The organism is Flavihumibacter stibioxidans (genome assembly GCF_014332695.1).
GTDB lineage: Bacteria > Bacteroidota > Bacteroidia > Chitinophagales > Chitinophagaceae > Flavihumibacter > Flavihumibacter stibioxidans.
In genome coordinates, this window is sequence record NZ_MBUA01000001.1 from 630,022 (window position 1) to 643,511 (window position 13,490).

General features: G+C 48.2%; 12 protein-coding genes and 1 tRNA gene. 7 read left to right on the top strand and 6 right to left on the bottom strand.

Annotated features, from left to right (window positions below; all coding sequences use genetic code 11):
• Positions 1-68 precede the first annotated feature (68 nt).
• Together BC349_RS02655 and BC349_RS02660 are read left to right on the top strand one after the other, a co-directional pair.
• Positions 69-1,772 carry a S8 family peptidase gene (locus tag BC349_RS02655; protein WP_187255191.1) on the top strand — a complete coding sequence of 568 codons (1,704 nt, stop codon included), beginning with the start codon at positions 69-71 and terminating at the stop codon, positions 1,770-1,772.
• A gap of 88 nt (positions 1,773-1,860) precedes the next feature.
• Entirely contained in the window at positions 1,861-2,376 is a 516-nt protein-coding gene (locus tag BC349_RS02660; protein WP_187255192.1) for a DinB family protein, read from the top strand.
• Positions 2,377-2,396: 20 nt separating this feature from the next.
• Here BC349_RS02660 and BC349_RS02665 read toward each other — a convergent pair whose 3' ends face one another.
• The gene (locus BC349_RS02665) at positions 2,397-4,589 is read right to left on the bottom strand and encodes a carboxy terminal-processing peptidase (protein ID WP_246456757.1); all 2,193 of its coding nucleotides are present in this window, start codon (positions 4,587-4,589) and stop codon (positions 2,397-2,399) included.
• 228 nt (positions 4,590-4,817) lie between these two features.
• Between BC349_RS02665 and BC349_RS02670 the strand changes: the two genes are divergently transcribed.
• The 4 genes from BC349_RS02670 to BC349_RS02685 all read left to right on the top strand — a co-directional run bounded on the left by BC349_RS02670 (position 4,818) and on the right by BC349_RS02685 (position 9,020).
• Positions 4,818-4,891: transfer RNA gene (locus BC349_RS02670), tRNA-His, on the top strand.
• Between the two features lie 44 nt (positions 4,892-4,935).
• Positions 4,936-5,544 carry a DUF445 domain-containing protein gene (locus BC349_RS02675; RefSeq protein WP_187255193.1) on the top strand — a complete coding sequence of 203 codons (609 nt, stop codon included), beginning with the start codon at positions 4,936-4,938 and terminating at the stop codon, positions 5,542-5,544.
• Positions 5,545-5,705: 161 nt separating this feature from the next.
• Positions 5,706-8,360 (top strand): TonB-dependent receptor, encoded by a 2,655-nt coding sequence (locus tag BC349_RS02680; protein ID WP_246456759.1) that lies wholly within the window; start codon positions 5,706-5,708, stop codon positions 8,358-8,360.
• 87 nt (positions 8,361-8,447) lie between these two features.
• The gene (locus BC349_RS02685) at positions 8,448-9,020 is read left to right on the top strand and encodes a GNAT family N-acetyltransferase (protein WP_187255194.1); all 573 of its coding nucleotides are present in this window, start codon (positions 8,448-8,450) and stop codon (positions 9,018-9,020) included.
• 28 nt (positions 9,021-9,048) lie between these two features.
• Here the strand turns inward: BC349_RS02685 and BC349_RS02690 are convergent, their stop codons facing one another.
• From BC349_RS02690 to BC349_RS02710, 5 genes are all read right to left on the bottom strand, one after another.
• Positions 9,049-9,684, bottom strand: coding sequence for a LysE family translocator (locus BC349_RS02690; protein WP_187255195.1), 636 nt, complete (start codon positions 9,682-9,684; stop codon positions 9,049-9,051).
• Positions 9,677-10,741: an ATP-grasp domain-containing protein gene (locus BC349_RS02695; protein WP_187255196.1), complete on the bottom strand. Its 1,065-nt coding sequence runs from the start codon at positions 10,739-10,741 to the stop codon at positions 9,677-9,679. Before BC349_RS02695 ends, BC349_RS02690 begins: the two co-directional genes overlap by 8 nt.
• Positions 10,738-11,469, bottom strand: coding sequence for an NRDE family protein (locus tag BC349_RS02700; RefSeq protein ID WP_187255197.1), 732 nt, complete (start codon positions 11,467-11,469; stop codon positions 10,738-10,740). The genes BC349_RS02695 and BC349_RS02700 overlap by 4 nt, the downstream gene beginning before the upstream one ends.
• A complete protein-coding gene (locus BC349_RS02705; RefSeq protein WP_187255198.1) occupies positions 11,457-11,957 on the bottom strand; it encodes a DinB family protein in 501 nt (166 codons plus the stop codon). The genes BC349_RS02700 and BC349_RS02705 overlap by 13 nt, the downstream gene beginning before the upstream one ends.
• A gap of 62 nt (positions 11,958-12,019) precedes the next feature.
• Complete coding sequence (locus BC349_RS02710; protein ID WP_187255199.1) at positions 12,020-12,568, bottom strand: YceI family protein; 549 nt, start codon at positions 12,566-12,568, stop codon at positions 12,020-12,022.
• 128 nt (positions 12,569-12,696) lie between these two features.
• Between BC349_RS02710 and BC349_RS02715 the strand changes: the two genes are divergently transcribed.
• Positions 12,697-13,476 carry a (Fe-S)-binding protein gene (locus BC349_RS02715; RefSeq protein ID WP_187255200.1) on the top strand — a complete coding sequence of 260 codons (780 nt, stop codon included), beginning with the start codon at positions 12,697-12,699 and terminating at the stop codon, positions 13,474-13,476.
• The last annotated feature ends 14 nt before the right edge of the window (positions 13,477-13,490 follow it).

The following is a 13,490-nucleotide window of genomic DNA, read 5'->3' on the forward strand; positions in this document are numbered from 1 at the left end:
TATGGGATCGGTCAACCAAAACCCATTTTTTTGCGTCTTTTTGTAATTACTTATAAATCGTCGCTTGCATGAAGAAACATTTAATCCTGCCTGCTGGTATCCTGTTGGCTGTAATCAGCCTGCAAACAGCTTACGGCCAGGGAGCATCCGCCCCTGTGAATAAAGAACTCCCGAAAGGCTGGCACCTTGCCGACCGCGAAAAAGATGGCTTTTATGGCATCAGTCTTGACAAAGCTTATGATTTCGTAAAAGGGGTAAAAAGCAAAACAGTGGTGGTAGCGGTGATCGATTCTGGAATCGATACCCTGCACGAAGACCTGAAGCCCATCCTCTGGGTAAATCCGAAAGAAATTCCCGGCAATGGAATTGATGATGACAGGAACGGTTACGTGGATGATATCCATGGCTGGAACTTCCTGGGCGGCAAAGACGGCCGGAACGTAAAGCAGGACAGCTATGAAGGTGCCCGGGTTTATCATCGCTTCCTGAATAAATACGGGGCAGCAGGTTTTGACCCCGCATCACTCCCCGAAGATGAAAAATGGCAATATGAGCTGTGGAAAAAAGCCAAGGATAAAGTGGAAGGTGATGCAGGTGGTGGCGGTGCAGACATCGTGTTCCTGAAAAGGGCATTGGAAAGCAGCCAGAAAAATGACAGTCTCCTGAAGATTGCACTTGGTCGCGAATCCTATACAGGAAAGGAACTGGAAGCCATTGCGCCATCCACAACCGACGGCCAAAAAGCCAAGGCAGGCATGCTGTATATCTTTAAGGCCTTCAATATGATGGAAACCAGCAATACCGAGTTTATAGAAGGTTTTGCCGAATTCGTGAACGGTGAAGAACGGAAAAAAGAGGCTGCTGAAAAAGCACCGAAGGATTACCGTGGCGAGATAGTAAAAGATAACTATTCAGATATCAACGACCGTTATTACGGCAATAATGACGTAATGGCGAATACACCATTCCACGGCACCCATGTATCCGGCATCATCGCCGCCAAACGCGGCAATGGCATTGGGGTTGATGGCGTGGCAGACAATGTGAAGATCATGACCATCCGTGCTGTGCCCGATGGTGACGAGCACGATAAGGATATTGCCCTGGCTATCCGTTATGCGGTGGACAATGGCGCGAAAGTGGTTAACATGAGTTTTGGGAAAAGTTTCTCGCCAGAGAAAAATTGGGTGGATGAGGCCGTTAAATATGCAGAATCAAAGGGCGTGTTGCTGGTGCATGCTGCAGGCAATGATGCAGCCAATGTTGATTCAGTTGACAATTTCCCCAATCCTGTTTTATTTCAGGGTAAATCAAGGGCCGCTAACTGGATAACGGTTGGTGCCAGCAGTGACCCCCTGGCGGAACCCGGTTTCAACAGCCTGACCGCTTCTTTCTCTAACTATGGCAAGCAGGAAGTGGATGTATTTGCTCCTGGTACAAAGATTTACTCTACCATTCCCGGTGGCACTACTTACGGAAACGCACAGGGAACCAGCATGGCATCCCCGGTAGTGGCGGGTGTTGCAGCATTCCTGCTGAGTTATTATCCGCATCTTACCCCACAGGAGATCAAGGCGGTTATTGTGAAGTCATCTACACCGGCAGATATGAAAGTGAAGATTCCGGGATCTGAACAGGAAGTAAACCTTTCGGACATTTCTGTATCGGGGGGATTGGTGAACGTGTACGAAGCAGCCAAACTGGCCGCAACCATTCGTCCGGCCGGAAAGCCCAAACCACAATCGAGTTTGAAAAAAGGAACTAAAGGATAAGCACTAAACCCCACACTATGTGGGGTTTTTTATTTGTGTTTTGCGGGGCGGAATATTAACTTCAGAGAATAAAACAGTAAACCATTTTATGAAACACGACTACAACCTTGTCTATTCTGATTTTTATACCAACTATATACAGTTGGCGCAACAGGGTGAGCTCAAAAAAGTATTAAAGAAAAATTCCCGTAAGTTCCTGGACCTGCTGGATGATATTCCAAAATCGAAGATTGATTATTCCTACGGTAAAGACAAGTGGACGATCAAACAGTTGTTGCAGCATATCACAGATGCGGAAAGGGTTTTTGCCTACCGGGCCCTGCGGGTGGCGCGTTATGATCAGACTCCCTTACCGGGTTTTGATGAGAACACCTGGGCAGAACATGCAGATGTTTCGAAGCGCGACTGGAATGATATGGTCAAGGAATTCAGACTCCTGCGGCGCAGCAACCAGTTGATGATAGAAAGCTTTTCCAGCGAACAACTGGCCGCCACTGGTACAGCCAGCAACCATCCTATCAGTGTTGCAGCCCTTTGCTTTATTCTTGCCGGGCACGTCGAACACCACATGAATATCATCCGGGAACGCTACCTCATCAAGTAAACCATTCACCATTCACCATCTCACTGCTCTACCGGCTTCTCCAGACTGCCACCTTTAATTCCTGATTTCTTAAAAGCCAGGTTCTGCTGGTAGATCATGTCATTTACACTGTTAATGGCCTCATCAAGATAAATATCGTTGCTCAGGGACTTTTTCCATTGCTTGTAACGGCTAAGCTTATCGGGATCGCTGGCAAATTTTGCTTCATCACCCGGAAGGCTCTCCACACTTAGCTCCTTTGGCAATTTATAAAGGGCTTCAATTTGCTTTACCGTAGCACTGATCTTTTTCTTTTCGTCGCGGAACTTGTTCAGGTTAAGTGAATACACTTTATCGTTCTGCTCGGCAAGCCAATCTGTACTGGATTTGATCTGGTTGAAAGCTGAATTATTATTCACCCTTTTCTGGCTGTTACTGCTAACCGTAGCAATATCATAAGGAGCCTGCCAGGTAGTATAAGGAGACTGTTTGATCTCATCCCATGGCAATGCATCAGGATCATCCTTTTCACGTACTTTGGATTTCTCCAAAACATCCGGCAAAACAACATCGGAGCTCACTCCCTTTAACTGGGTGGATCCGCCATTGATCCGGTAAAACTTCTGGAGGGTCAGTTTAATCGTACCCAGTTCGCTGTTGGAAGAGAACATACCGGATTCCTTATCGAGACCAATATTTCGCTGAACAGTTCCTTTACCGTAGGTGGAGGTACTTCCAAGTACCACTCCCCGCCTGTAATCCTGGATGGCTGCGGCAAAGATTTCAGAGGCCGAAGCACTGAATTCATTTACCATGACAGCCAGTGGTCCGTCGTACAACACGCTCTTATCACGGTCCTTCAGCACACTTGGATTACCATCGCGGTCTTTCACCTGTACAATAGGGCCGTCTTCAATAAACAACCCGGCCATCTGTACCACATCATATAATGATCCACCACCATTATTACGCAGGTCAATCACAATGCCATCCACTTTCTGTTCTTTCAGTTTAATTACTTCTCTGGCAACATCCACTGCACTTCGGGCACCACGGGGATTGTCGAAATCTGCATAGAATTCTGGTAGCATGATATAACCAATCTTGCTGTTGCCTTCACCGGCCACTACCACACTGCGGGCAAAAGTTTCATCCTGTACGATTTCATCACGGATAATAGGAACCACCTTGATGCTTCCATCGGCCTTGCGAAGGGTCATACGAACTTCCGTACCCTTGCTGCCACGGATAATTTTTACCGCATCTTCGGTTTCATAACCCGCCAGGTCGGTGGGCTCAGCGGCACCCTGTCCCACTTTCAGCACAATATCCCCCACCGTAACCTGCCCTGTTTTCCAGGCGGGACTGCCGGTGATAACGGAGGCAATCTTGATATTGCCATCCTCCATACGAAGAGATGCGCCGATTCCAAAGAAACGGCCACTCATCTGCTCATCGAAATAACGCTTGTCGCGGGGAGGAAAAAATGTAGTATGCGGGTCCATGGTATTGGTCACCGTATTCACATATTGATTGAAACGCTCGTCATCGTTGTATTTCAGCTTCAGGCGTTCGAACATGCGGTTGATCACCTTCTGCACGTTTTCACGGGCATCCTTTTCTATTTCCTGGTTGGTCTTGGCTACAAAATCTTTCTTCCCCCTGTTCTTTTCCTGGTTCTCCAGCTGGTCGGAATAACGTTCCAGTGCCAGGTATTTCAGGCGCTTTCTCCAGCGTTCTTTTTTCTCTTCGGCATTTTTGGGGAACTCGAGTTTTTCTGCATCAAGAACCACCACCTCTTCCAAATTGAAATCAAAAGGTTTGGCCAGTATCTCTTTCGCCAGCACCTCTGTCTCCAGAACCCGATTTTTATAGATCAGCGACAACGCCGGCACAAACTCCACCGGACCGCCATTGATTTCATCGTCCAGCTTCAATTCATATTTACGTAGGGACTGGATATCGGTCTGGAGAAAAATATTTTTCTCTGCATCCACCACAGTCAGGTATTTATTGAAAACCTCTTTTGAGAACTCATCATTCACTTTCCTGGGACTATAATGTACCTGCGCAAGGATATCTCCTACATTGTGAAGGATCTTTTCATATTTGCCGGGAGGATCATTGCTGATGGTTCCCATGGACCGGAAACCAATAAAAAGGGCAGCACTCAACAGGATCACCAGCACGGGTAAGCTTCTTTTATTAAACATAAAGTCAACCAGTTTTTGCATTGTTCCAAAAATAACGATAAAACAACTCGTCTTGTTGCCATCACCACCAATTAACATCTGATTATGATGAGCGGAACCGCTGTTCCCACATAGTATTGATGAGTGAAGCAGTTCCGGAGTTGTATGAGAAAGATGAAAACCAGAGTTTTTTTTAATCCGGATTAGCTGGATTCGATTTTTTACCTATTTTTGTGCCCGCTTCGAAAAAAGCGATGCGAAAAACGCATGGAGGCTGTAGCTCAGTAGGTTAGAGCGTCAGTTTGTGGCACTGAAGGCCGTGGGTTCGAGACCCATCAGCCTCCCATCATTCCCTCACTTCGGTGGGGGAATTTAATTTAAAGCAATCATGAATTACTGGCTCATTCTTATTCCCGTTATTTCTGCCTTTATTGGCTGGTTCACCAACTGGATTGCCATCAAAATGCTGTTCCATCCTCGCCGGCCAATGAATATCCTGGGTTTAACCGTACAGGGAATCTTTCCCAAACGGCAACAGCAGTTTGCGGAGAAACTGGGCAGGTTGGTAAGCGAAGAACTGCTTTCCTTTAAAGATATCGCGCACAAAATCACTGATCCGTCCAATATCGACCAGTTATTGCCCATGGTGGATGAACACATAGAGCATTTCCTTAAAGTAAAACTTAAGGAAACCATGCCCATGATCAGCATGTTCATCGGTGATAAGACCATCGCACAGCTGAAAGGGGTTTTCATGGAAGAACTGAAGACCCTTTTCCCCGTCCTGATGGACAAATACATGGAAAATCTGCAGGATCAGCTCGATTTGGAAAAGATCGTAGTGGAAAAGGTATCCAATTTCTCCAGCGACAAACTGGAGGAAATTCTTATGGCCATCATGGCAAAGGAATTCCGTTTTGTAGAGATTCTGGGGGGCGTGGTTGGCCTGCTGATCGGCATTGTGCAGGTAGCCATCACCCTGCTGACCACCCGGTAAGCCACCCCGAATTACCACTTATACAAAAATTTATCCATCCATCCCTGCTGTTAAACATTGTGGTAAGTGGATTGTCTTAATTCAGTTACCATTTATCAAATTGTCATGATTCCGTCATTGACATTTTAAGAAATTTGCGCCACTCAGAGAAAAACACACGAATGATTAAACAGATCCTATTGGTTGCGGCTATATTGGCCGGAACCTTTACCGTAGCACAGATGCCTGGCGGAATGCCGGGTGGAGCCGGCAGAATGGGCGCCGGAGGCGGAGCCCAGATGAATATCGGCAGATTTTATGGCAAGATCATAGATGCTGCCGGCAATAAAGGCATTGATGCCGCTTCCGTGCAACTGCTACAGAGTAAGTTTGACACGGTTAGCCGTAAAAGAAAAGATACCATAGTTGCAGGCATGCTGACCGACAAGCGCGGAGAGTTCAATTTTGAAGGTCTTGCCGTGATGGCCAGCTATAAGTTGGTAATCACTGCTATCGGTTTCAAAACAATTGAGAAAAAAGTAGGATTCGAACTCAATATGGCAGGTGGTGATATGCAGAAAGCACTCGCCGGGGTAGACAAGGACCTGGGAAACATCAAACTGGAAACAGATCCAAAGTTGCTGGAAAATGTTACCGTAACAGCTTCCAAACCACTGATGTCAATGGGCATAGACCGCAAAGTGTATAATGTGGAAAAGAACCTGGTATCCACCGGCGGAACAGCCGAAGACGTGATGCGCAATATCCCTTCCATTTCAATAGATATTGATGGGAATGTTTCCCTCCGGAATGCGGCACCGCAGATCTTCGTGGATGGCCGCCCGACAACGCTGACTCTCGACCAGATCCCGGCAGATGCCATCGAAAGTGTGGAACTGATCACCAATCCCTCTGCCAAATTTGATGCCTCCGGCGGTACGGCGGGTATCCTGAATATTGTGTTGAAAAAGAACCGTAAAGCCGGTTATAATGGCAGCATACGTGCAGGTATTGACAGTCGCGGTAAACCCAATGGCGGTGCCGACATCAATGTAAAGCAAGGCAAGGTGAATATCTTCGCCAGTGGAATGTTTCGTACAAGGAAATCCATCTCTGAAGGCAATACGCAGCGAACCACTTTCATTAAGGACCCGGTGACGGAATTGAACCAGGATGATTACAATAAGAGTACCGGCATGTTCATGTTCGGTCGCGCGGGAATGGATTATTTTATGAACAACCGGAATACCCTGGGTTTTTCTGTGAATGCAGTTCGGGGTAAGTTCGATTTCCTGAATAACAGCGACATCCAGACCGACAGTTTATTCAACTCGGGTACCAAAAGCAGCTACAGCCAGCGTTTGTCAGATGGTGAGCGTGAATTCCGCAACCTGGGTTCGTCGGTCTATTTCAAGCACCTGTTTACCAAACCCGGGCGCGAGTTTACCGCCGACATCAATTACAACCGCAGTAATAATGATAACATTACCAATGTGACCAACCTGGTGCTGAACGGCGCAGGTGGCGGCATTGCCAGAAAATACGGCCAGTTGAATACTGGTGACGGATCCAGTTCCAATGTTACTTTCCAGACAGATTTTGTAAACCCGCTCTCCGCTAACTCGAAGTTTGAAACCGGCCTGAGGGTGCAAAGCCGCAGCCAGGAAAGCATCAACGATATCAGCGTAGTGGATGCCAATGGCAATATCACATATGTACCATCTCTGTCCTCTCAGTTCAGCTATACTGATCGCGTGTATGCCGGTTACCTGACCTATACCAGCAAGTGGAAAAAGCTGGGCTACCAGTTAGGCCTGCGCGCAGAAAGCTCAGAGTACGATGGCGAAGTACTGACCACCACTGCCCCTCCCAACAGCAAAGACACCCTGTTGAATTATGGCAACAGTTTTCCGCTCAGCTTCTTCCCCAGTGCGTTCCTGACTTATCAACTGACGGATAATGACGAACTGGCCTTTAATGTAACGCGCAGGATCAACCGCCCGAATTTCTTCCAGTTGTTCCCCTTCACGGATTATTCAGATACCCTGAACCTGAGTCGTGGTAACCCGAACCTGAAGCCTGAATTCACTGCATCCTTTGAACTTTCTTACCAGAAAAAATACGGTTCCGGCAATTCCTTTGTAGCCAGCACCTATTACAAGCATACAACCAATCTGATTACGCGTAACCAGGTGGAAAGTGTGAACCCATTCTCCGGCAAGGAAGAACTGATCATCAGTTATATCAACGCCGATTACAGTACTATTTTCGGATTGGAGCTGATTGGCAGCAACAAACTCACCCAATGGTGGGAACTGGTGAGCAATTTCAACCTTTACCAATCGAAGATCAATGCCAACCAACCGGGAATACCCGACCAGGATGCGATCTCTTCCTATTTTATCAAGATCAACAACAACATCAAACTGACCAAAAAACTGACGCTCCAACTGAGCGGCGACTATACTTCCAAGACTATTCTGCCACCTGGCGGCGGCGGTGGTGGCGGTATGATGTTTGGCGGACCTCAAACAACGGCACAGGGGTATATCCGGCCAAAATATGAGATCGAAGCTGCGTTGCGGTACCAGTTCATGAAAGAGAACCGGGCCAACCTGACCCTGACTTTCAGCGATATTTTCCGTACCGACGCCAGCGATGTGTTCAGTTCCTCACCGGGATTTGTACAGAACACCTGGCGCCTGCGGGATCCGCAGATACTGCGCCTGAATTTCAGCTGGCGCTTCGGTAAGTTCGATACTTCGCTCTTCAAACGCAAGAACCTGAAAGGCGATATGCAAAACATGCAGAACGTAAACGAAGGAGTGCAGTTTTAACATCGCGTCTGACGTGCGTCTGACGTACGTCAGACGCATAAAAGAACCCGGCAGAAAACTGCCGGGTTCTTTTATTTAATTTAGGGCATGGAACCTACCTATTTTATCCGGCCGGCATTGGCAACGGAAGCCCGCAATGATGCCCCTGCCATTTCCTCTATCTGTAAGGAAGGATTTTCGTATATCCATGCCAGTGGTTTTGTACCGGAAGACCTGGTGGCATTCTGTGAAAGTTATTATTCTCCTGCGGCAATTGCAGATGATATCAGGATGAAGGACCGGTTTTACCTGGTATTGGAAAAGTTGAAAGGACAGTTGACAGAAAAGGTTGAAAAGGAATCAGAAATCGCAGGTTGCCTGCGCTTGTCATCTCCCAGCCTGCAACTGGCAAAAGAAGACCCCGGCGGAATAGAGTTATCCCGTTTTTATATCAGTGAAGAACATCGCAGCGGTGGCTGGGGCCGGAAGATGCTGGCCATGGCCGAAGCCAGGGCGTTGGAAATGGGGTTTAAGCGGTGCTGGCTACACGTATATATTCCCAATGCCCGCGCACAGGAGTTTTACAAGTCACTTGGATATGAGATAAAAGGCAAAGAAACACTGCATTACCGGGATAGCCACCCTGTCGGATTTGTGATGGTGAAATCTTTACGCGTCTGACGTGCGTCTGACGTACGTCAGACGCACGTCAGACGCGTTTACCCAAAACCCGCACCAGCTGCACAATAGCGGAAATGATAAACACCCCGCCCACCAGAAAGTTGAGTGTCCGCTGGCCGGTATTCAAACGTCTCACGAGCCAGCGACCGCCAAATATAAAAAGCAGCAACCCTGCAACCGTTCCAACCCCAATGCCAGCAGTGTATACATTGAAATATAAACTGCCGGACTGCAGCAGCTTCACACTAAAAAGATAACTGCTCCACATAAACCAGAACGGGATCTGAACAGGGTTCACGGCACTCATGGTTACCCCCAGCCAAAAGCGATTAACAGTGTTATCGAGTAACAAATTCTTTTTCTGTGTTCCCTGCCTTCTTGCTGCAAGCAGGCTGCTGATGCCCAACACTGAAAAAAGCACCACGGTGGCCCATTCCATCCAGTAAAACACCTTTTGGTTGGCCATGATCCAATCAACCCCCTTCAAGGACAGGCGAACGTAGATCAATTCCACAATCGCCACACCCAGCGCAAAAAGGAGCGCCCGGCGGGTCGATTCCTGAACGCCGATCTGCATGGCGGCCATGTTCAGCGTACCCAGGGGCAGGCTGCCCAGGAAACTGATTACCAGGCCAGCTGCAAACAGACTTAACAGGCTAAACATATAACTGCTCCATCTTTTGTTCAAAGGCCGTGTTGTCGCGGAACATCTGACGGCCTTCGGCGAAACTCATATAAGGTATGCCTTTTTTGTGGTTGGCGCGACTGATCCTGAACAACCAGAACCAGTGCCTGATAATCTCATTCCAGGCATAGAATACACTATGCCGCGGATCATAAATATGGGTAGGCTCAGAACCTGCGCCGTTGAGCTCAATAATTGAAAAAGCTTCGCCTTTTCGCAACTTTTCCCAACTCTCATAACGGATATCCAGCCGACCATAATAAAAACCGGGAATTTTTGTACACAAAGTATTAAACACGTCTTGCAGTTCAGCATCCACCAGATCTGTATCATCCAGGAATTTAGATCCCCGCGCATGGTTTCCATAGGGCACCAAAACCTGTTCCACCCCATTGGGCAGTACGGCATCCAGGAAACCGGAATGCATTTGTTCCAGGGCCTGCAACTGTAGGATAAAGCGTTTTTCTTTCAAGATTAGTTGCCGTATTGTCTGTATTCCATCGCCTGTAACCTTTACAAATTCCTTCCTAACGATACCGGTTATGCGCCCACATGTTTCATCCGGCATCCGGCAGAAGAACACACCCGCTTCTTTTTCAAAATGGATATATTCCTGCACCAAAAAATCCATTGGCGACTCCTCGCAATAGCGTGCCAGTTCAGCTTCGTCATCCAGTTTACGCACCCCCATCCCCTTGGCTCCGATATCGGGTTTGGCAATCAAAGGGTACCTGAAACCTGCCTCCCTTACCGCGTGAACAACTGCCGAAACATCAGCCGGCAGGGCAAAAAACATGGTACGGGGATAGGTCCCTGCAGGAAGGATATCATAGATTTTTTTCTTCGACTCCATCATGAAACCACCTGTTTCTATGGATGGATTGGAAGCAGAAAAAAAGAACAGCGCCCGTGCCCGCGCCGCCAGCAAAAAATAAACCGGCAGGATCGGTCCGTACACAACGGCGAAGGGCCAGTACTCCCAGTTCAGCAATCGGATGAAAAACGGCCGGTGTAAGAGACGTTGAAATGTATTCATGAATGGGTAACAGGGACTTTTGTAAGGGAAACCTCCACCTGGAAATGTGCATCCTCCAGTAGGTCCGTATAAAACATCGTGGCCGTATTGGGCGTTTTTTCCATGGAAGTGATGCTCACCGTCAGCATTTCGTTGTTGCGGTTCATGCGGATTCCGTTGTGTTCGTCGCCGGCGCCGCCAAACAGATGAAAGGACCTCACCGCCTGTATATCCGGTGAAGGATGCTGCAATAGCCAGGCATGAAACCAGTCCTTCCGCTGCCTGATCACCTCATCACTGTAAAGTGTAACCGAAGACCATATCTGCGGTTCTGAAGCATCCATAAAGCGCGAATGTTTCCTGCTGCCATCCCAGCGGTTCTCCTGCAACATTCCATCCTGGAACAATACAATCGTAAACGGTTCAATATTTTCCAGCGAAACACTTTCAAACCCTTCAAACAGGTTATCGGTCGCAGCAATATCCAAAAACACCAGTCCCCTGCTTTTCCTGTATGGATATACCGGCTCATGCTTTTGCCAGCCACCGTTCAGCAGCACTGCCATCTGGCCGTTTTCCTTCATGGTGATCCAGGTTCCGGCTGCATCGGGGTCCCTGGGGAATACCAGCCGATGCCCGTTCATTTCGTAGGAAGCGGGCGGCAGGGCGCGGGAGCGGACAATTTTTTCATCCCGGTTGGAAGTAATAAGTACCCCCGAATCGGTGGGCAAATACGTTACTGTGCACATGTTTTTCTGTACTTCATGGTAGAGGAAGCTACCCCAAACCCTTCAGGAATTGTGATATCGGATACTTCAAGCAGGCCCACTTTAATCAGGGCCATATGGTGGATGGTATGCTCCAGGTTGTAGGCGATCTCGCGCCAGAAATTGGTGTCGAGCTGCACCTGTTCATTGGTTTCGGCATCATATCCGGCATGCAGCTGCATGGATTTGTTTGGCAGTGTCAATGCGGCGCAGATCTCGGGCATCAGGGCCACTGCAAAATCCTTATCGGTTTCTATGCGCATGTCCCGCTTCCGGGCTTCATAATTCACCAGTCCGGAGAAATGACCGTTTACCAGGCACTGGTACATCTCGATGATATGCCTGGTATGCTGGCCGATGGTGGCACCGGACAGGGTTTTGCAAACCTGGGTGTACTGTGCCGGGGACAGTTGTTCAAGGATACCTTTTAATTGGTCAAAAGCGTTTTTAACAGCGTGTGTCAACTGCATGCTGGAAGATTGTTTAGTCCGAATTTAATGATTTTTTAACCCCTGCGAAGATAGGGTGGAAATTAATCTTTTGCCAACACTTTCAATTGAACGGTCACTTCGTCAGACAGGGATATACTTCCCCCTCCCACCTTGAAATCGCGGCGGTTGATGGTGAAACTTCCCTGGAAAAGCATACCGCCCGAAAAAGGGCCTGCGCGGAACAGCAACGGAATTGTTCGCGTAGTGGATTTGATGGTTACAGCCGCATCCATTAAATAGGTTCCCGGCTCCTTTCCTGCCCTGATGTTGCCGGCGCGAACCAGGATCCGCGGGTGCTGCTCCACCGCGAAGTATTTATCCCCCCGCAAATGCCGGTTTCGCATATTGATGCCCGTTTCTATGGTGGTGGCTTCTACTGAAACTTCCATACTGCCCGCTGACGCATGAGCGGGGTCGAAAACTATGTTCCCCTTCAGTCCCCTGAAACTGCCCTTCACCGGTGATCCGAAATTGTTAATAATGAATTCCACCCTTGACTCCGCATCCACCGGGTGAAGGACCTGCGCCGGGGCATACTGAATGCCAAAGCTGACCATAAAAAGAACCGTTATCATAACTGACTTCATCATCTTCCTCAAGTTATAATTAATTCCCGCACCAGGTATACACCTGCTTTGTGGCAAATTAGTCAATTTGCCCCCCTAACAACTGTTTGTAATTGGTTCAATTCTTATAGATTTACAAAAAATATCGCTTCATGCAGGTTCCAACGATGGCTGAGTTGATGGCCAGTGGCGAATCACCAGAAGTACTGTTCTGGGTGGGTTGCGCCGGCAGTTTTGATCAGCGTGCCCAAAAGATCACGAAAGCATTTGCCCATATACTGAACACTGTAGGCGTGAAATTCGCCATACTCGGCAAGGAGGAAATGTGTACCGGAGATCCCGTTCGCCGGGCCGGCAACGAGTTCATGTTCCAGATGATGGCCTACCAGAATATCCAGATCCTTAATGGTTACGGCATCAAAAAAATTGTAACCACCTGCCCCCATTGTTTCAATACCCTGAAAAACGAATACCCCGAACTTGGAGGCACATACGATGTGATACACCATGCCACCTACCTGCAGCAACTGATCGATGATGGTCGCATCAAACTTAAAGAGGGTGGCGTTTTTAAAGGAAAGAAAATCACCTACCACGATTCCTGTTACCTGGGACGTGCCAATAATATCTACGAAGCACCACGCAAAGTACTGGAAGCCCTTGATGCCGAACTGGTAGAGATGAAACGCTGCCGTACCAACGGACTCTGTTGCGGAGCCGGCGGCGCCCAGATGTTCAAGGAAGAGGAAAAGGGAACAACCCGCGTCAACTGGGAGCGCACCAGCGAAGCCCTTGAAACCGGTGCCAGTGTAGTGGCATCTGCCTGCCCTTTTTGCAATACCATGATGACTGATGGCATCAAGACAAAAGAGAAGGAAGACAGCGTGCAGGTGCTGGATATCGCCGAACTGATTGCTATGAATCTGCCATAAATAAAGCCCCGGAT

Coding starts and splice junctions, on each gene's coding strand:
- BC349_RS02655 (WP_187255191.1), top strand. CDS start 69: ATGAAGAAACATTTAATCCTGCCTGCTGGTATCCTGTTGGCTGTAATC.
- BC349_RS02660 (WP_187255192.1), top strand. CDS start 1,861: ATGAAACACGACTACAACCTTGTCTATTCTGATTTTTATACCAACTAT.
- BC349_RS02665 (WP_246456757.1), bottom strand. CDS start 4,589: ATGCAAAAACTGGTTGACTTTATGTTTAATAAAAGAAGCTTACCCGTG.
- BC349_RS02675 (WP_187255193.1), top strand. CDS start 4,936: ATGAATTACTGGCTCATTCTTATTCCCGTTATTTCTGCCTTTATTGGC.
- BC349_RS02680 (WP_246456759.1), top strand. CDS start 5,706: ATGATTAAACAGATCCTATTGGTTGCGGCTATATTGGCCGGAACCTTT.
- BC349_RS02685 (WP_187255194.1), top strand. CDS start 8,448: ATGGAACCTACCTATTTTATCCGGCCGGCATTGGCAACGGAAGCCCGC.
- BC349_RS02690 (WP_187255195.1), bottom strand. CDS start 9,684: ATGTTTAGCCTGTTAAGTCTGTTTGCAGCTGGCCTGGTAATCAGTTTC.
- BC349_RS02695 (WP_187255196.1), bottom strand. CDS start 10,741: ATGAATACATTTCAACGTCTCTTACACCGGCCGTTTTTCATCCGATTG.
- BC349_RS02700 (WP_187255197.1), bottom strand. CDS start 11,469: ATGTGCACAGTAACGTATTTGCCCACCGATTCGGGGGTACTTATTACT.
- BC349_RS02705 (WP_187255198.1), bottom strand. CDS start 11,957: ATGCAGTTGACACACGCTGTTAAAAACGCTTTTGACCAATTAAAAGGT.
- BC349_RS02710 (WP_187255199.1), bottom strand. CDS start 12,568: ATGATGAAGTCAGTTATGATAACGGTTCTTTTTATGGTCAGCTTTGGC.
- BC349_RS02715 (WP_187255200.1), top strand. CDS start 12,697: ATGCAGGTTCCAACGATGGCTGAGTTGATGGCCAGTGGCGAATCACCA.